This is a genomic window from Salinibaculum rarum (genome assembly GCF_030505615.1).
Taxonomy (GTDB): domain Archaea; phylum Halobacteriota; class Halobacteria; order Halobacteriales; family Haloarculaceae; genus Salinibaculum; species Salinibaculum rarum.
The window spans coordinates 2,021,795-2,038,838 of sequence record NZ_CP129992.1; the positions used below are offsets into that span (position 1 = coordinate 2,021,795).

The following is a 17,044-nucleotide window of genomic DNA, read 5'->3' on the forward strand; positions in this document are numbered from 1 at the left end:
CCCCCGTCAGGTTTAAATACCCCTCAGTCGAAGCGTCCACCGTTGAGATGCCAAAGGTAGAGATCACGATTCCGGAACATCTCGAGATGCAAATCGCCCAGCTGGTCGAACAGGGCGAGTTCCTCAACCGCGAGGAAGCTATCGAGGACCTCCTCTCGACCGGTCTGAAAGCGTACAAGACGAGTGGCCCAAGCGACGACGACGACGAACCCGGCGGGCTCGAAGACGACGGGATGATGGGCCACGACGACGAGTACGTCTTCTGACCTCGCAGGCGGCGCGAGACACTGGTCCCCGAATTCTGGTAGCGACTCCCAAACAACCCTTAAATCGGAACCGCACCATTACTAGTAGTATGCACAAAGACGAACTGCTCGAGCTCCACGAACAGATGGTGACCATCATGGAGTACTTCAGCGACCTCGAACAGGTCGACAGCACGCTGTTTGACCCCTACGAGGAACTCGACGTGACCCCCTCGGACGTCCACATGTCCAAAAGCGAGCACAAACACGCCGTGTTCGTCCTCGGGAACGCACTCGCAAACGCGATGAGCGAAGACGAGTTCTCGGACGCCGGCCGTGTCGGCAAGCGCATGAAGGAACTCGCCGAGGACGCCGAGCGCAAACTGTAGGGTCACCACCTGTTCGTCGCGGTACACGCGTGCGCTGAGCAGTCGTTGCTGCCTTACTCCGTTTTTAACGTGTCTAACAGCCCCGGGTCCGTCCGGAACTTCAACACGTTGTGCAGGGCGTGGTTGCGGAGATTGTCGATTGCGTCGCCGTGTTCCTTGTAGAACTCGTGGACCCACCGCGACTCTGCCTCCCGCCCGGGGAACATCATGATGGTCTTCCACTGGTACGTGCCCGTCGACAGCGAGTAAAACAGTGTGTGCTCGTCGTCGCGGATGTACTCCATCGCTTCCCGCCACCGGTCGGCGTACTCGCTCGTGTCGAATTTGAACTCCATGAGGGTGAAGTTGAAGTACGCCTCGTTTATGAGAATGGCATCCCGAAAGACGCCTTCTTCGCGCATCTTTCGGACGGACTCGCTGACGGTGACGTGTGAGACGTCGATGTCGTACTCTTCGGCCAACCTATCGGCTAGCTTTCGCGAAGATAGTTGCGGGTCACGCGAGAGTTCCTTGAGGATGCAGATGTCCCGCTCGCTGAACTCCCAGTCTGGCGCATCGTCCATGGTCTACCACCTGTTCACTACCTGGTGAAATGTGGTTTACGGTGAAATGTAAATTAAGAACAAGGTAGAACGCTCCTAATTCCCACGAAGGTACGCCGTCTGCCTCACTGTCCCTCGAACTCCGGGTCGCGCTGTTCGACGAACGACTGTGCCCCTTCCGCGTGGTCTGCCGTCGCGAGCGTGGTCCGCAAGGCGTCGGCCTCAGCGTCGACGGCCTCCGCGAAGGTACGGCTCGGCCCTGCTTCGATGAGCCGTTTCGACTCTTCGAGGGCGACGGTCGGCCCAGTCGCGACCGTGTCGACGAGTTCCTGGGCCCGCTCCTGGAACTCGTCGTCGGGGTAGACGTGATTGAACAGGCCGAGACGGTTCGCGCGGTCGCTGTCGACTAGTTCGCCGGTGTAGACCAGTTCTTTCGCGACGTTCTCTCCGACCTGGCGCGGGAGGAGATACGACGTCCCGGAATCGACTGACAACCCGACTTGCCGAAAGCCGAAGCTAATCCGTGCGCGCTCGCTTGCCAACACAACGTCACACGCGATTGCAAGAGCCCCGCCGGCACCGAACGCGGGGCCGTCGACTTTCGCTATCGTCGGGAGTGGACACTCGTAGACTGCCTGGACGGCGTGGTTGATGGGCAGTCCGAACCGGTCGACGCGCTCGTCAATATCGACGTCGGCCGAGACGCCTTCGACCATCGCCTTGATGTCTCCGCCCGCACAGAAGTAGCCACCCGCCCCTTCCACGACCAGACAGCGCGCATCGGTGTTCTCGACCTCTGCGACGGCATCGATGAGTTGCGTTGCCAACTCTACAGAGAGTGCGTTACGGGCATCGGGATTGTCCAGGGTAATCGTCGCCGTCTCGTCGGTAACGTCGGTTCGAACGAGTTCGGTCATACTGTCGCTGGACGGGGGACAATGGAATAAGTGCTGGGTGGCTAGCTATCGAGTCTCACTCGCCCGTCAGGAACGGCGCCAGTTCGTCGAGGATTGCAGTCCCGCTCGTCTCCCCTGTCAGGTCGGGCAGGTCGACGATGTCCAACTGCTCGAACGTCGCCTCGATGTCCTCGAGGACGCGCTTTTGCTCGGCGCGCTGGGCAGTACACCGGGCACAGTCCTCGTCGATGTCGTCGAGAACGCGATTGACGACGAGGCGGCCGACCGGGACGTCGGCGTCCCGGAGTTGTTCGACCAGTCGCTCCGTCTCGGCGAGGACCAGCCGTTCTGGGAGACAGACGACCCGAAACTCGGTTTGGGCCGGGTCCCGGAGCAGTGTCGCGACCCGCTCCATCTCCCCGAGCAGGTCGGTAAAGGCCCGGTCGTCGTCGTCATCGCCCATCGCGGCGTAGGGACCAAACAGCATCGTCTTCGCGGCATCGGTCTTCCGGGAGACCTGTTCGCGAACCGAGAGTGCAGTCTCGACGCCAGTCCCCACGGCCTCCGGAAGGTCGAGCAGTCTGAGCGTGTGTCCCGTGGGTGCCGTATCGAAGATGACGCGGTCGTATCGGTCGTCGTCGTCGCTGTACGTATCCAGTGTCGAGAGTGCGGCCAGCTGGTCGCTCCCTGGGACGAGTCCGGAGCGAAAGAGGTCCCTGAGTCCGGCATCGTCCAGGTCGATGCCCGCGCCGCCGAGGTCGTCGGCGAGCGCCTCGAACAGCGCCTCGTACTGTGCTGTTCCCTCTCCCGGGTCGACTTCCACCGCATCGAGGCCGGACCTGACCGTTGTCGGTGTACTCGTAACCGTCGTCTCGAAGACGTCTCCAAGCGAGTGAGCGGGGTCCGTCGAGACGACCAGCGTCTCGTGGCCCGCCTCGGCACTCCCCCAGCCGGTCGCACCAGCACACGTCGTCTTGCCGACGCCGCCTTTCCCACCGTAGAGGATAACCGATGGCATACGCAGACGTCGGCCAGCAGCGACAAAAACGCACCGCAGGAACAGTCAGTACGCGCGCTCGATGAGGTAGTCTGCGATGCCTTCGAGCAGGTCGCGTGCTTCGTTGTCGGGGAGTGTCTGTAGGTTCTCCTTTCCGCTCTGGACGAGGGTCTGGGCCTTCTCGCGGGCAAACTGGATGCTGCCTGCCTCTTCGAGGCGCTCGACTGCGGCGTCGATTTCCGCCTCGGTCACCGCTTCGACGCTGTCGGCTTCGACGAGGTTGTCCACGTCGACGCCGTTCCGGCGGGCGTGGACGGTGACGAGCGTCTGTTTGTCCTCCACGAGGTCGCTCCCGCGCTGCTTTCCGAGTTTCTCGGTCGGCGTCGTCAGGTCGAGCAGGTCGTCCTGAATCTGGAACGCCCGGCCGATGTCGAGCCCGTAGCCGTACAGCGGGTCGACTGCGTCCTCGTAGCCCAACAGCATCGCCGGAATCGCCGCCGATGCTGCGTACAGCACGGCAGTTTTCAGCTCGATCATCTCCAGGTACTCGTCGGGCGTGACGGCACCGCGTCGCTCGAAGCTGATGTCGAGTGACTGCCCCTCGCAAATCCGGGTGCAGGCCGTCGCAAGCTCTGAGAGGGCCTGCACGGACCGCTCGGAGCGAGCGCCGGTTTCGAGCATCCGCTCGAAGGCCTTCGAGTAGAGCGTGTCGCCGGCCAGAATCGCCGTCGAGAGCCCGTACTCCTGGTGGACGGCGGGGACGCCACGCCGGACGTCGTCGTCGTCCATGATGTCGTCGTGGATGAGGGTAAACGACTGGATAATCTCAACGCTGATTGCGGCCTCCATCACGTCGATGGGGTCGTCGTCCGCGGTGGGAAAGGAACTGTAGTCCGCGGCCTCGGGGTCGATGTCAGCGAGTGACTCTGCGACCAGCAGGAGAATCGTCGGGCGGAGTCGCTTGCCGCCAGCCTCCAGCAGGTAGCGAGATGCCTCGTAGAGCTCCTCGGGTTCCTGCAGTGGGAGTCCCTCGTCGAGGGCATCGTTGATGTCTCCGCGTCGCGTCGTGATTGCCGCTTCGACCGCCTGCTGTCCAGACATTGCTTACTCGACCAGGGAAATCATGTTCCCGTTCCGTGTGACGTGCAGGTCTCGACCCATCTTGTATCCCATGCCCTCGGCGAGGTTCACGTAGTCCGAGAACCCGCTCATGTCCTGGTGGGCCGGGATAACGTGTTCGGGCTGGAGCGCATTCAGCATCTCGTAGTGCCCTTCCTTGTTGAGGTGGCCCGAGACGTGGATGTCGTCGTAGATACGGGCGCCCTGCATGCCGAGCAGTTTCTCGGACTGGTAGCGCTGTCCCTCGTTGGTCGGCTCCGGAATGACTCGGGCCGAGAAGATGACCTTGTCGCCGGCTTCCAGTTCGTACGGCGTCTCGCCACGGCCCATGCGTGTGAGCATCGCGCGCGGTTCGCCCTGGTGGCCGGTGACGATAGGCAGGAAGTTCTCCTTGCCCTCGTTCATGATTCGCTTGAACGTGCGGTCGACGGACTTCCGGTGGCCGTACATCCCGAGGTCGTCGGGGAACTCGACGAAGTCCAGCCGTTCGGCGGTGCCGGAGTACTTCTCCATCGACCGACCGAGCAACACCGGCTGGCGGCCGATGTCGTCTGCGAACTCGACGAGACTCTTGACACGCGCGATGTGACTGGAGAACGTCGTCGCGACAATGCCGCCGTCGTAATCCTCGAGACTGTACATTACGTCCTTGAGATGGCGACGGGCGACCGACTCGGAGGGGGTCCGGCCTTTCTTGCCCGCGTTCGTACAGTCCTCGATGTAACAGAGGACGCCCTCGCCCTCGCGCCCAATCTCGCGGAACCGCTCCATGTCGATGGGGTCGCCGATGACCGGGTCGTGGTCCATCCGCTTGTCCAGTCCGTAGACGACCGACCCCTCTGGCGTGTGCAGAACGGGGTTGATGGCGTCGATGATGGAGTGGGTGACGTTGACGAACTCGAGTTCGTTGTGGTCACCGATGGACATCGTCTCGCCGGGGTCCATCTTGATGAGGTCGTTCTGGACGCCGAACTTCTCCTCGCTTTGAATCTGCTGTTTGACCAGCTCGATGGTAAACGGCGTCGCCACGATGGGTGCATCGTAGCGGTGGGCCAGTTTCGAGATGGCGCCGATGTGGTCGAGGTGACCGTGGGTCGGCACGATGGCCTTCACGTCGCCTTCGAGGTCAGACATGACGCGGTCGTCCGGAATCGCGCCCATATCGATGAGGTCCAGCGAGTGCATCCGCTCGGTTTCGACGTTGTCGTGAATCAGTACCTTCGAGAGGTTCAGCCCCATGTCGAAGACGACGACGTCGTCTCCGGCACGGACGGCCGTCATCTGTCGGCCGACCTCTTCGTATCCGCCAATTGTTGCAATTTCGACTTCCATGGTATCACGCCGAGGAAGCCACCCAAGACACCGGGCCGGCCGGCAGGGTTACGAGACTCCCGGGACGTTCCGTTATCGCCGCCACGATGGCCGGTCGACTGTCGGTCCGTCACCGGTCGCGTCCTCGCACGCGCCATTTCCCTCGGGCAGCCCTCACGAGAGGGGCCCGACAGGGCGCGTCCGCCGGCCGTCACACCGCGTGCCTCGGACGGCCGTACGCTCGGTTACGTGAACCTAATACACGAGGTGGTAAAAACTATGGTGGTTGGCGCGTGTCTCTGTCCGCCTCCCGCTTCTCGTCGGTCCCACGTCACTCCTCGTCGGTCAAGTCCGCCAGCGGGTCGCTCGCCGACGTGTTGCCAGCCGGCTCTACCGAAGATTCCTCGTCGTCCGAGGTCTCGTCGAGTTCGTCCATGTCTGGCGTTTCCTCTGTCTCGTCTGTCTCGTCGCCGGACTCGGCTCCGAACCCCGTTTCGTCGTCTGCCTCCCCGCTCCCCGAGTTCGTCCCGAAGGCGATCTCCTCGGGCGAGGGCTCCCGTCGGGACTGTGCGGGCTGGTCTGTCGGGGTATCATCGGTGTGGTCGCTCTCGTCCGTCCCGGTGTCTTCGGGTTCTGTGTCGAGTTGCTCGACCGACTGGGCCCGCTCTGGGAGTTCTGTCTTCGCCACCCACTCGTCACGCTCGGCGGGGTCACTGTCGGCGGTCTGGTCGATGTCTGTGGCCGGTTCGGCTTCCTCCTGTGTTCGGTCGTCGCCTGCCTGCGGAGGCTGGGGCGTATCGTTTGCCTGCTCGCCGCTGGGGCCAGCAGGCTCCTGGGCGGCGTCGGCTGCTGTCGGTTCTTCTGGGGCCTCCGGTGGTGTGCTGGCCGACTGACTCTCACTGTGGTCGGACGCTGGAACGGACGACTCTGGCTCGGTTTGTGCCGGTGACGGTTCGGGCGGCTCCGGCGTGTCGGCTGCCGGGACTGCCTGTGTGACGCCGTGGTCTCTGGCCGCTTGCTCGCCCGGCGACGGACCGGTCTTGTCTGGCTCCTTGTCCGCTGTCGACTCCGCGCTCGGTTGTTCTGACGGGTGTTCACCCGGCGCCGCCTGTACTTGGGGTTCGGGCTGGCCAGCGGCGACGCTGTCTGCAATCAATTTGTAGACGAGGCCGATCAGTCCGGAAAGCAGGACGAATGCCCCGAGCACCGCGAGGACTGCCCCGCCGACGAGTTCGGTAGTGCTGTAGGCACCACTATCGAGAAGCGCGCGGGCGTCGCTGTAGCCGAGTGCACCGCCCAGTCCGAGCAATCCGCCCCCGACGAGCACTACGACGAGGAGGTACACGAAGAGCCGTGCGCCGTACGTGAAACCGTCGACGGAACGGACTGCAGTCATAGCAGATATATCGCTCACGAGACACATATATATTACGGCGCGTCCACCCGTCGTCTGTCGCTCACCGGGTGCCGCGAACGACTGTTCCGACCGACGCCCCCTCCAGGAACGCATCGAGTTCGCCGGGGTCGAAAATCGACGCCGGCGTCTCCAGGTCCAGTAGTGCTCGAACCTTCCCGGCCATTCCGCCCGTCACGTCCGTGGCGTCGCTCCCACCGAGGCTGTCTGCGACGTCCTCGAAAGTCTCGATTTCGGGAACGACAGCGCCGTCGTTGTCCAGGACGCCCGGCACCGTCGAGCACAGGCCAACCCGCCGTGCGTCCAGTGACTCCGCCAGCGAGACGACGATGTCGTCGCCGCTCAGGATGGTTCCGCCGGCCGTCACGTGGGCAACCACGTCGCCGTGTACCACCGGGACGAAGCCCTCACCGAGCATCGTCGCTATCTGCCCGGCCGGGAGAGTGAGTGTGCCGGACGCGTCGCGATGCGCGACCGAGAGTGGCCGGACCGGGAGGGCGGGGATGTCGTGGTCCTGGAACGCGTCGACGATGGCGTCGTTTAGCTCGGTCATCGCGGCGTGAATCTCTGTCAGAGCGGTTACATCGCTCGTTCCGTCGGTACTCGAGACGCCGTGCGCGGCGGCGTGGTGGTGGCCGAAACTGCCGCCGCCGTGGACGACGACGAGGTCCCCCACCGTCGAGTCGGCGCGGCCGGCTATGGTCTCGACGACCCGGTCGACTGTCTCCCGGTCGACCGTCTCGGGCCGGTCTTTGTGCGTGATGATGCTCCCGCCGAGTTTGAGTATCGTCGTCATTGGTCTTCGACGCGGACTCCTTCGGTGTCGAGTTCGGCGCGAAACGCCTGCTCGCACCCGGGCGTGTACTCCAGTGCCGTCGTCGTTTCGGGCGTCTTGTCGAGCGCGACGACACAGCCGCCACCGCCGGCTCCTGTGAGTTTCGCACCGAGCGCGCCCGCGTCGCGGGCCGCCCACACCATCGCGTCCAGCGACCGCGAGGAGACCCCCAGTGCTTCGAGCAGGCCGTGATTGAAGTTCATCAGCCGGCCCAGTTCCGCCATGTCGCCGTCCGCAAGCGCTTCTTCCCCGCGTCGGACGAGGTCACCGATGGCGTCGACCGTGTCGGCGGCGAAGTCGTAGTCCTCCCGGAGGCTTCGCACACCCGCGACGAGCGCGCCCGTATCCCCCGCGCCGCCGTCGTATCCGATGACAAACGGCAGGTCCGGCGCGTCGATGGTCCGGCAGTCGTCGCCCTCGACGCGGACCGCACTCCCCATCGCCGAACAGAACGTATCCGCCCGGGACGCTTCACCGTCCTGGACGGTTCGCTCGACGTGATAGGCGCGGTCTGCTATCTCCGCGGGGTCGAGTTCGACACCGAGTTCGCGGGTCGCAGCGTCTATCGTGGCGACGGCGACGGCCGCCGACGAGCCAAGTCCCGCACCGAGTGGAATCTCGCTCTCGATTGTGATGTCGAAGCCGACGTTGTCGACGCCGGCCGCGTCCTCGGCCTGTGTAACCGCCTCGTTGATATAGCCCATCCCGGCGTCGACGAGGTCCTCAGAGACGTCGATGTCTGGGCGCCCGTCCGCGTCGTCGTACTCGACAGTGAAGCCATCGAGCGTGAGGTCGCCGGCGTGGACCCGGACGCCGTTGTCCTGGGCTTCGACAGTCACCCGCGCTCGCAATTCGATCGCACACGGTACCGCCGGTTCACCGTAGACGACTGCGTGTTCCCCGAACAGATAGACTTTCCCGGGTGCACTCGACGTAACCATGCCTGAGTTACCGGCCCCTGCCGTGTTTTATATATCGGTTCTGCGATGGCCGCTCAGATGTCGATGTCGGTGTCGTATCTCACGTAGTTGCCCAGCCAGCCACCTACGGCACTGAGTACGACAGTGTAGACGAGCGCAGAGACGACGATGCCGATGATAATGACGACCCCGAAGCCGCTGAACGCACGCGGAACGCCGAAGCCGCCCAGAAAGAGCCCCAAAAAGACGTTTCCGAGAACTGCACCGATAATCAACAGCGGAACAAGCGAGACGAGGCCGGCCAGCGCGCCGACTTTCAGCCCCGCTTCCCGGCTGCCGGCGTGGAGATACCCCGCGACGGCGCCACCGATAACGGTCGCGAAGGGGAGTATCGGGCCACCGAAGACGTTGATGGCCGCACCAATCAGGACGTTGACGAGCGTATCACCGTCACCCATACTGGAGTCGTCACTGGCAGGATAGATAGCAGTTGTGACGACGAAAACGACTCCCGACGCTAAATTTCGCTCTCGAAGTCGTCCAGCGAGTAGGCCGGTTCCGCACCGCGGCGGTCCAGCGTCTCGTTGGCGAGCAGCCAGTAGACGACCGACAGCGCTTTCCGACCCTTGTTGTTCGTGGGAACAACGAGGTCGACGTTGCCGGTGGTGTTGTTGGAGTCACACATCGCGATGACCGGAATCCCGACGGTGATGGCCTCCTTGACGGCCTGGGAGTCACCGATGGGGTCGGTCACGACGATGACGTCCGGCTCGATGTAGCCGTCGTACTGCGGGTTCGTCAGCGTGCCGGGGATGAACCGCCCGGTCCGGGCGCGTGCGCCGACGGCGTCGGCGAACTTCTCGGCCGGGAACCGACCGTACTGGCGCGAGGAGGCCACGAGAATCTGCTCTGGCTCGTAGTTGGCCAGGAAGTCCGCGGCCGTTCGGATGCGCTGGTCGGTCATCGAGACGTCCAGCACGTAGAGACCGTCGGTCCGGACACGGTGGATAAACCGTTCCATGTCCGAGGTCTTTTGCTGGGTCCCGATGTGGGCACCGGCCGCGAGGTAGTCCTCGACGGGGATGAGGAGGTCTGCCTCGTCGTCGGGCATGACGTCCTCGTCCAGGTTCGGTCCGGCGTCTTCTTGTTCTGCCTCGGCCGCGTCGGCCTCGGCGGGCGCTTCCTCTGTGTCTTCGGTCTCCGCGCCCGCCTCGGCCGTCTCCTCGACCGCACCGTCGTCGGTGGGTTCGGGGTCGACGTCCGACTCGGACGCGTCGAGACCTTCGTTTTCGTTTCCGCTCATGCGTTTTGCTCGATTCTGATGAGTTCGTTCAACTTCGCTGTGCGTTCGCCGCCGACGGTGCCCGTCTTGATATAGGGGGCGTCCGTCGCGACGGCCAGATGTGCGATGGTCGTGTCCTCTGTCTCACCACTGCGATGTGAGATGACCGGGTCGTACCCGTTCTCGATTGCCAGCTCGACTGCGTCGACTGCGTCCGAGAGCGTGCCAATCTGGTTGGGCTTGACGAGAATGGAGTTTGCCGCGTCCGCCTCGATGCCAGTCTCCAGTCGCTCGACGTTCGTGACGAACAGGTCGTCACCGCAGACGAGCGTCCGGTCGCCGACTCGCTCGGTCAGTTCGGCGAAGGCCTCGTAGTCGTTCTCGTCGAGTGGGTCCTCGACGTAGACGAGGTCGTACTCGGCGACCAGGTCGGCGACGTACTCGATTTGCTCGTCGGTGTCGCGACTCTTGTCGCCGTACTGGTAGACGCCGGCGTCGCTGTCGTACAGCTCCGCACCGGCCATGTCCAGTCCGAACTTGATTTCGAAGCCGACGTCGTTCTCGACGCGCTCGACGGCTTCGGCCATCACTTCGAAGGCCTCGCTGTCGTCGATTGCTGGTGCCCACGCGCCCTCGTCTCCTTTGGCGCTTGGGACACCGCGCTCTTCGAGTAGCTCGCCGGCAGCCTGGTGGACGGCCGCGTTGGCGAAGACGGCCTCCTGGACGGAGGGTGCGCCGACGGGTGCAGCCAGGAACTCCTGGATGTGGGTCGCGTCCGCGGCGTGTTCACCGCCGCCGATGACGTTGCCCAGCGGAACGGGGAACGTGTCCCCGCGGAAGGTCCCACCGAGGTGCTGGAAGAGTGGCAAGCCAGCCACGTCGGCACCAGCCTTCGCCGCGGCCATCGAGATGGCGACGGCGCTGTTTGCGCCAATCGTCGAGAAGTCGTCCGTGCCGTCGGCCGCGCGCAGTGTCGCGTCGACACCGCGCTGGTCACCGGCAAAGACGTCGTCGATGAGTCGTGGGACGGCCTCCTCGCGGGCAGCGGCGATGGCCTCGTTGACCGGCAGTTCGATTGCCTCGAACTCGCCGGTACTCGCTCCGGATGGCGCTTTGGCGCGGCCAAAGCCGCCGCTTTCGGTCGCGACGTCTGCCTCGACGGTCGCGTTCCCGCGGGAGTCGAGGACTCGCCGGAGTCGGACGTCCGTAATCTTCGTCACTCGCTGTCACCTCGCCGCACGGTAAAGGGCAGGACGTCAGCGTCGAACTCCTCCGCTGCGATGAGAATCGGCTGGGTCTGCTCGGTGTCGACGAGCACCGGTGCACCGTAGGCCACTTGCAGGGCTCGCGCCCCGATGATTCGAGCCTTCTCGTAGCGGTTGTCAGTTCGTGCCATTATTGATACGGTGCGACGATGTCGACCAGGTCCTTGTGCGAGACGAGCATGCGGCGACAACAGTGTCGCTCGACGCCGAGTTCGTCGAGGACTTTCTCCGGGTCCTCGGGCTCCTCGGCCTCACGCGTGCGTGCCTTGAACTCCTCCCAGTGTTCGCCGACGACAGTGCCGCAGGTGAAACACCGGACTGGGACCATCATAGTTGTATCACCGGTAGGACTTCTGGTAGCGAGCCCGTGCGCCCGGGCCGCCCCACTTCTTGGATTCGCTCTGGCGCACGTCGTTGACCAGGAGCGACCGGTCGAACTCCATGTAGGCGTCGCGGAGTTCGGCGTCGTTGGTGTGCTGGACGAGCGCGCGGGCGATAGCCGTTCGGGCCGCGTCTGCCTGTCCCATCACGCCGCCGCCCTCGATGTTGACGTCGATGTCGACGTCGTCACGAAGCTCCTCGGCCGCAATGCGGAACGGCTCCAGCATCTTCAGCTGTGCCATCTCCGGCTCGACGAGTTCGACCGGCTGTGCGTTGACGCGGACCTTGCCGTCCCCGTCGCTGATGGTCGCTCGTGCGATGGCCGTCTTCTTCTTTCCTGACGTGTTCGTTACCATGTGACGTTCGCTCCGAGTGTTTCACTGACGTCTCCGAGGGAGACGAACTTGATGTTCGAGAGTCGATCCAGCGAGGTGCCATCGAGGACTTCCCCGTCCTGGTCGTTCGGATTGCCGACGTAGACGCGGATGTTCTCGAAGGCTTCCCGCCCGTTCGTGGTCTTGTACGGAATCATCCCACGAATCGAGCGCTTGAAGATGCGGTCGGGGCGCTTTGGGTACGTCGGCCCGCGGTCCGAGCCGTGGCGACGACGGTCCTTGAACTTCTCGAGGATTGCGTCTTCGCGGCCCGTGATGACCGCCTGCTCTGCGTTGATGACGGCGACTGTCTCCCCGTCGAGTGCGCGCTCTGCAACGTTCGAGGCCACGCGGCCCATGATGCAGTCGCGGGCGTCGACGACGAGGTCGGCGTCGAACTCTGCGATACTCATCGAATCACCCGTACGTTCGCACCGTCGGGATTGTTTTCTAGTGCCTGTTCGAGTTTCATGGTCTCGCCAACCTGGTCGATTTTCTGTTCGGCCGTGCCCGAAAAGTCGACTGCGGCGACGGTGACCTCCTTCTGGAGAACACCGCTACCGAGGACTTTTCCGGGGACGACGACCGTCTCGTCTTCCTGGGCGTACCGCTCGATGCGGCCCAGGTTGACTTCGGCGTGTGTGCGCCGAGGCTTTTCGAGGCGCTCGGCGACATCGCCCCAGACGTTGCCGCCCGAACTGCGGGCGGTCGACTTCAGGTCAGCGATGAGACTACTCAGTCTCGGATTCGTCTTGCTCATAACCTACCTCCTGTGAGAAAGTGCAGGGAGCAGGATTTGAACCTGCGGACCCCTACGGGACAGCGCCCTGAACGCTGCGCCGTTGGCCAGACTTGGCTATCCCTGCTTGCATACTGTGCTATCGGGTGCCCCCTCATACTGGTTTCGATATTGCCGGACCGACCGCTCTCCGGTCGGGCGGCCATCGGTGTGAGGAGGCTCCCTGTCATTAGAGTTGAACTGCGTCTTTCAGTTCGTTCGCACGCGTTTCCAGCGACCCGGCTGCCGCGTCGACCAGTTCGTCGACGCTAAAGGAGCCGTCCGTCTCCACGTCGAAGACGAAGGCGTCCTCGACGTCGTGGACTTCCAGTTCCTTGCCGGGGTAGCGCTTCGAGAGGTCATTATCGAAGGCATCGGTCGCCACGAGGTCCCCGTCTGTGGGTTCCTCGCCGTTGACTGGTTCAGCGTGTTCGGCTTCCTGTTCCTCGATGACACCGCGGAGGATGTGAGGCACTTCGTCCTCGAACTCACCTTTGTCACCGACGACTTCGACCGTCTGCAAGTGTCGGTAGCCGACCGCGACGCCACCCTGGTGTTTGGCGTGTTCGCGGCCGGTGTCGAGAACGGCGTCGGCCTCCAGTTCGAGTCGCTGGTCCTCCTTGAGGTCGATAATCGGGATGTTGTCGTCGGCCGGCTGGACCATCTCGTCACTGGAGACGAGGTCGCCCGAGTACGCTGTCTCCGGGCCCTCGACGTCCAGTGAGAGCGTGACTTCGTCACCGATTTCGAACTCGTCGACGGGCGTGGTCAGCGGGACCAGACCGAGCCGGAGTCCGAGCTGTTCGTCGAACATCACGCTCGAATTCTCGATAAAGCGGACGGTGTCGACGCTGAACGTCGGAATGTCCGCTATCATCGCCCGACGGATGCCGTTGGCAAACGCTGGCGTAATCGGGCGCACGAGGAACTTCGCCTCGCGCTCGCTTCGTTCGACGAACTCGACCTCGTAATCCTCTGTCATTGTTAGAAGCCTGCGTTCTTGGGTGCGCGGGTCCCGTCGTGCGGGATGGGTGTAACGTCCTCGATACGGCCGATTTCCAGCCCTGCACGGGCGAGTGCGCGGATGGTCGCCTGTGCGCCCGGGCCGGGGTTGGTCTGCTGATTGCCGCCGGGGCCGCGGACACGGACGTGAACGCCGTCGATGTCACGGGCCTGTGCCTTCTCGGCGACTACTTCTGCCATCTGCATCGCCGCGTACGGCGATGCTTCGTCACGGTTTTGCTTGACGACCGTCCCGCCGCTGGATTTGGCGATGGTCTCGGCGCCGGTGAGGTCCGTGATGGTGATGATGGTGTTGTTGAACGATGCGTGCACGTGGGCGATGCCCCATTTCTCGTCTGCCATGTTATTGTTCCTCCGCTCGTTCCGGGTGGAGTTCGTCCGTCAGCGGCGACGCGCTGTCGAAGCCAACTGTGTCCTCGGCAGCGACGTCGACTTTCATCGAGGGCGTCTTGACGCGACTCCCCTCGACGGTGATGTGACCGTGGCTGATGAACTGTCGTGCCTGCTGGGTGGTGTTTGCCAGCCCTTTCCGGTAGACGACCGTCTGGAGACGACGCTCCAGCACGTCCGTGACGTCAAGCGACAGCACGTCGTCGAGTGCGTCCTGTTCGCCGAGGACGCCGATGCGCTTGAGCCGGGTCAGGAACTCGTCGGCCTCGACCGTCGCGGCTTCCGTGTCGCCCTGGGTCTGTCCCAGCAGTTCACGGGCTTCGCGGCGGTAGTTGCGCAGTTCCGACTGCGCTCGCCAGAGTTCCTCTTTGTTCTTCAGGCCGTATTTGCCCAAGAGACCGGACTCCTCGGCGATACGCTCGCCCTGGTAGGGGTGGTTCGGCGTCTCGTAGAACTTGGTGTTGCTACCGAGCGCCATTATTCGTCACCCTCCTCGGCGGCGGCCTCTTCGGCCTGTTCTTCCTTGATGGCCTCGACGTTGACACCGATGGTGCCCTCGGTTCGGCCCGTGGACTTGGTTCGCTGTCCGCGAACCTTCTGCCCGCGCTTGTGGCGGACGCCCTTGTAGGAGTTTATCATCTTCATGCGGTTGATGTCCTGACGGCGCGTCAGCTCGAGGTCGTTGCCAACCTCGTGGGTCGTCTCGCCGTTGAAGAAGTCGTTCTGGTGGTTCGAGAGCCACTCCGGGACTTCGTCGGCGTATCCTTCGACGAGCGAAACGATGTCGTCGATGTCGTCTTCGTCGAGCGCACCGAACGTGGCCCGGCGGTCGACCTCTGCCTTGTCAGCGATGATGCGCGCCGTGCGGCGACCGATACCTTTCATTTCCGTGAGCGACCGCTCGACGGACTTTGTGCCGTCGAGGTCGGTCTGGCCGATGCGGACGAAGTAACGAATGTCCTCGTCTTCCTCGTCCGCGTTTTCGGGTTCTTCTGCACTCATATGTAGTGGATGTGTTGCACGTCGTGGCGGGGATTCGAACCCCGGAGGCTGTACGCCACAGAGTTAGCAACCCTGCGCCTTGGGCCAGGCTTGGCTACCACGACACGCGTGCCTTGATTACTGCCGCCCGCCGACGCGGACTCGGGAACAGCCGAACCACCGCCCGATGCGGGGTTCCTGATTCCCTACACGACTGTACCCCTACTTCCCCACCCGTCATATAAAAACGCAACGGAAGTCCGCTCGCGTGTGCACCGCTCACACGACTCTCTCGGCCAAAGCCTCTCTTGTTTGCGCTCAGTAGTGAGTACGCAACCCTTTTCGCCCGTCCAAGGCCTACTGCGAGCCATGACATCGACTCCTCCGACTGTGGAGGCAATCCGGGAACAACTCGGCAGCGTCGAGGACCCCGACCTCGGCGACGACATCGTCTCGCTCGGCCTCGTCAACAGCATCGACGTCGACGAGGAGACGGAGACAGTACACATCGACCTCGCGCTCGGTGCCCCCTACTCGTCGACAGAGACGGAGATGGCGGGCGACGTGCGCGAGGCGCTCGCCGACATCGGCTGGGAGATCGACCTCTCGGCGACTATCGACCGCGGACTCGACCCCGAAGACTCCGTGTTGCCAAACGTCGAGAACATCATCGCCGTCGCCTCGGGGAAAGGCGGGGTCGGCAAGTCCACCGTCGCGGTCAACCTCGCGGCCGGGCTCGCGGACATGGGCGCACGCGTAGGACTGTTCGACGCAGACATCTACGGCCCGAACGTCCCGCGGATGGTCGATGCCGACGAACCGCCACAGGCGACCGAAGACGAGCAGATCGTTCCGCCAGAGCAGTTCGGCATGAAACTGATGAGCATGGACTTCCTCGCAGGCGAGGACGACCCGGTCATCTGGCGTGGGCCGATGGTCCACAACGTCCTGACCCAGCTCTGGGAGGACGTCCAGTGGGGGTCGCTCGATTACATGGTCGTGGACCTCCCGCCGGGCACCGGCGACACGCAGCTGACGCTGCTCCAGAGTGTCCCCGTCTCCGGTGCGGTCATCGTCACGACGCCCCAGGAGGTCGCACTCGACGACGCTCGGAAAGGGCTGAAGATGTTCGGCCGTCACGACACGCCGGTCCTCGGCATCGTCGAGAACATGTCGGCGTTTCACTGCCCCGACTGTGGGAGCGAACACGCCATCTTCGGTGAAGGCGGCGGGCGCAGACTCGCAGACGAAGTCGAGATGCCGTTCCTCGGCGAGATTCCGCTCGACCCCTCTATCCGGGAAGGTGGCGACGCGGGCGCGCCCATCATCCTCGACGATGGTGAGACGAGCGAGGCGCTTCGGACCTTCGCTCAGGAGACAGCGAACATGCAGGGGCTCGTCCACCGTCAGCGCGTCTCCGGCACTCAATAGAAGCGGGCCTACGGACTGGTCGCTTCGGCGTCGCCCTCGACACCGAAATCGGCCATCGTCCACTGGATGACGCGGGCCTCGACGAGGTGCTGTTTTTCGATGTCCTCCCCGTCCTCGAATGCCGCAATCGTCTCTCGTGCATCCGCGAGCATCTCCGCTTCGCGGGCGCCGTGGTCCTGGCGAGAGCGGACGTCGTTGGTCAGTGCCTCGAAATCTTCGCGCAGGTCGAAATCCGCCCAGGCCGCGTTGCACCGCGAAATCGGGTTCATCCCCGTCTCCAAGACGAGGTCACAGACCGTCTCCCAATCGCTCGGACAGAAGTAAATCGACACGTCCCCGAGAATGTCGCGCCAGGCGACGCGCCCGCTGTGTTTCATCGCTTCGACGGCTCGCGGCGGGACATCGAGTCGGTGTGCGGTGTCGGGGTTACCACAGAGACAGCACGGCCGCTCTCGCTTGCCGGTGTACATG

General features: G+C 63.7%; 24 protein-coding genes and 2 tRNA genes. 3 read left to right on the forward strand and 23 right to left on the reverse strand.

The window, feature by feature from the left end:
• The first annotated feature begins 47 nt into the window (after nucleotides 1-47).
• Nucleotides 48-266 (forward strand): ribbon-helix-helix domain-containing protein, encoded by a 219-nt coding sequence (locus QYL91_RS10675; RefSeq protein WP_302080487.1) that lies wholly within the window; start codon nucleotides 48-50, stop codon nucleotides 264-266.
• Between the two features lie 89 nt (nucleotides 267-355).
• Nucleotides 356-634: a UPF0058 family protein gene (locus QYL91_RS10680; RefSeq protein WP_302080488.1), complete on the forward strand. Its 279-nt coding sequence runs from the start codon at nucleotides 356-358 to the stop codon at nucleotides 632-634.
• Between the two features lie 53 nt (nucleotides 635-687).
• On the opposite strand, the gene QYL91_RS10685 is transcribed toward QYL91_RS10680, so the two are convergent.
• From QYL91_RS10685 to QYL91_RS10790, 22 genes are all read right to left on the reverse strand, one after another.
• Nucleotides 688-1,197 carry an Lrp/AsnC family transcriptional regulator gene (locus QYL91_RS10685; protein ID WP_302080489.1) on the reverse strand — a complete coding sequence of 170 codons (510 nt, stop codon included), beginning with the start codon at nucleotides 1,195-1,197 and terminating at the stop codon, nucleotides 688-690.
• Nucleotides 1,198-1,301: 104 nt separating this feature from the next.
• Nucleotides 1,302-2,093 (reverse strand): enoyl-CoA hydratase/isomerase family protein, encoded by a 792-nt coding sequence (locus QYL91_RS10690; protein WP_302080490.1) that lies wholly within the window; start codon nucleotides 2,091-2,093, stop codon nucleotides 1,302-1,304.
• Between the two features lie 55 nt (nucleotides 2,094-2,148).
• Nucleotides 2,149-3,090, reverse strand: a complete 942-nt coding sequence (locus QYL91_RS10695; protein WP_302080491.1) for an ArsA family ATPase — start codon at nucleotides 3,088-3,090, stop codon at nucleotides 2,149-2,151.
• 45 nt (nucleotides 3,091-3,135) lie between these two features.
• Nucleotides 3,136-4,170, reverse strand: coding sequence for a geranylfarnesyl diphosphate synthase (gene idsA3 / locus QYL91_RS10700; RefSeq protein ID WP_302080492.1), 1,035 nt, complete (start codon nucleotides 4,168-4,170; stop codon nucleotides 3,136-3,138).
• A gap of 3 nt (nucleotides 4,171-4,173) precedes the next feature.
• Nucleotides 4,174-5,520: a ribonuclease J gene (locus QYL91_RS10705; protein WP_302080493.1), complete on the reverse strand. Its 1,347-nt coding sequence runs from the start codon at nucleotides 5,518-5,520 to the stop codon at nucleotides 4,174-4,176.
• 310 nt (nucleotides 5,521-5,830) lie between these two features.
• A complete protein-coding gene (locus tag QYL91_RS10710; protein ID WP_302080494.1) occupies nucleotides 5,831-6,895 on the reverse strand; it encodes a hypothetical protein in 1,065 nt (354 codons plus the stop codon).
• A gap of 61 nt (nucleotides 6,896-6,956) precedes the next feature.
• Nucleotides 6,957-7,709, reverse strand: coding sequence for an isopentenyl phosphate kinase (locus tag QYL91_RS10715; RefSeq protein WP_302080495.1), 753 nt, complete (start codon nucleotides 7,707-7,709; stop codon nucleotides 6,957-6,959).
• Nucleotides 7,706-8,689 (reverse strand): mevalonate kinase, encoded by a 984-nt coding sequence (gene mvk, locus QYL91_RS10720; RefSeq protein WP_302080496.1) that lies wholly within the window; start codon nucleotides 8,687-8,689, stop codon nucleotides 7,706-7,708. The genes QYL91_RS10715 and mvk overlap by 4 nt, the downstream gene beginning before the upstream one ends.
• 53 nt (nucleotides 8,690-8,742) lie before the next feature.
• A complete protein-coding gene (locus QYL91_RS10725; protein WP_302080497.1) occupies nucleotides 8,743-9,126 on the reverse strand; it encodes a DUF5518 domain-containing protein in 384 nt (127 codons plus the stop codon).
• 59 nt (nucleotides 9,127-9,185) lie between these two features.
• Nucleotides 9,186-9,971, reverse strand: a complete 786-nt coding sequence (gene rpsB / locus QYL91_RS10730; protein WP_302080498.1) for a 30S ribosomal protein S2 — start codon at nucleotides 9,969-9,971, stop codon at nucleotides 9,186-9,188.
• A complete protein-coding gene (gene eno / locus QYL91_RS10735; RefSeq protein ID WP_302080499.1) occupies nucleotides 9,968-11,170 on the reverse strand; it encodes a phosphopyruvate hydratase in 1,203 nt (400 codons plus the stop codon). The genes rpsB and eno overlap by 4 nt, the downstream gene beginning before the upstream one ends.
• Nucleotides 11,167-11,346: a DNA-directed RNA polymerase subunit K gene (locus QYL91_RS10740; RefSeq protein ID WP_302080500.1), complete on the reverse strand. Its 180-nt coding sequence runs from the start codon at nucleotides 11,344-11,346 to the stop codon at nucleotides 11,167-11,169. The genes eno and QYL91_RS10740 overlap by 4 nt, the downstream gene beginning before the upstream one ends.
• On the reverse strand, nucleotides 11,346-11,546 hold the full coding sequence (locus QYL91_RS10745; RefSeq protein ID WP_158832655.1) for a DNA-directed RNA polymerase subunit N: 201 nt from the start codon (nucleotides 11,544-11,546) through the stop codon (nucleotides 11,346-11,348). The genes QYL91_RS10740 and QYL91_RS10745 overlap by 1 nt, the downstream gene beginning before the upstream one ends.
• A gap of 7 nt (nucleotides 11,547-11,553) precedes the next feature.
• Nucleotides 11,554-11,952, reverse strand: coding sequence for a 30S ribosomal protein S9 (locus tag QYL91_RS10750; RefSeq protein ID WP_302080501.1), 399 nt, complete (start codon nucleotides 11,950-11,952; stop codon nucleotides 11,554-11,556).
• Nucleotides 11,946-12,383 carry a 50S ribosomal protein L13 gene (locus tag QYL91_RS10755; RefSeq protein ID WP_302080502.1) on the reverse strand — a complete coding sequence of 146 codons (438 nt, stop codon included), beginning with the start codon at nucleotides 12,381-12,383 and terminating at the stop codon, nucleotides 11,946-11,948. The genes QYL91_RS10750 and QYL91_RS10755 overlap by 7 nt, the downstream gene beginning before the upstream one ends.
• Complete coding sequence (locus QYL91_RS10760; protein ID WP_302080503.1) at nucleotides 12,380-12,730, reverse strand: 50S ribosomal protein L18e; 351 nt, start codon at nucleotides 12,728-12,730, stop codon at nucleotides 12,380-12,382. Before QYL91_RS10760 ends, QYL91_RS10755 begins: the two co-directional genes overlap by 4 nt.
• Nucleotides 12,731-12,751: 21 nt before the next feature.
• A tRNA-Leu gene (locus tag QYL91_RS10765) sits at nucleotides 12,752-12,836 on the reverse strand.
• A 102-nt stretch (nucleotides 12,837-12,938) separates the two neighbouring features.
• A complete protein-coding gene (locus QYL91_RS10770) occupies nucleotides 12,939-13,730 on the reverse strand; it encodes a DNA-directed RNA polymerase subunit D (protein ID WP_302080504.1) in 792 nt (263 codons plus the stop codon).
• Nucleotides 13,731-13,732: 2 nt separating this feature from the next.
• Entirely contained in the window at nucleotides 13,733-14,113 is a 381-nt protein-coding gene (locus QYL91_RS10775) for a 30S ribosomal protein S11 (protein WP_302080505.1), read from the reverse strand.
• 1 nt (nucleotide 14,114) lies between these two features.
• Entirely contained in the window at nucleotides 14,115-14,639 is a 525-nt protein-coding gene (locus tag QYL91_RS10780) for a 30S ribosomal protein S4 (RefSeq protein WP_302080506.1), read from the reverse strand.
• Nucleotides 14,639-15,163 carry a 30S ribosomal protein S13 gene (locus tag QYL91_RS10785; RefSeq protein ID WP_302080507.1) on the reverse strand — a complete coding sequence of 175 codons (525 nt, stop codon included), beginning with the start codon at nucleotides 15,161-15,163 and terminating at the stop codon, nucleotides 14,639-14,641. Before QYL91_RS10785 ends, QYL91_RS10780 begins: the two co-directional genes overlap by 1 nt.
• 19 nt (nucleotides 15,164-15,182) lie before the next feature.
• A tRNA-Ser gene (locus QYL91_RS10790) sits at nucleotides 15,183-15,267 on the reverse strand.
• Nucleotides 15,268-15,511: 244 nt separating this feature from the next.
• Here QYL91_RS10790 and QYL91_RS10795 point away from each other — a divergent pair.
• A complete protein-coding gene (locus tag QYL91_RS10795) occupies nucleotides 15,512-16,573 on the forward strand; it encodes an Mrp/NBP35 family ATP-binding protein (RefSeq protein WP_302080508.1) in 1,062 nt (353 codons plus the stop codon).
• An 8-nt stretch (nucleotides 16,574-16,581) separates the two neighbouring features.
• On the opposite strand, the gene QYL91_RS10800 is transcribed toward QYL91_RS10795, so the two are convergent.
• Entirely contained in the window at nucleotides 16,582-17,043 is a 462-nt protein-coding gene (locus QYL91_RS10800; RefSeq protein WP_302080509.1) for a DUF7960 family protein, read from the reverse strand.
• Nucleotide 17,044: the final 1 nt, after the last annotated feature.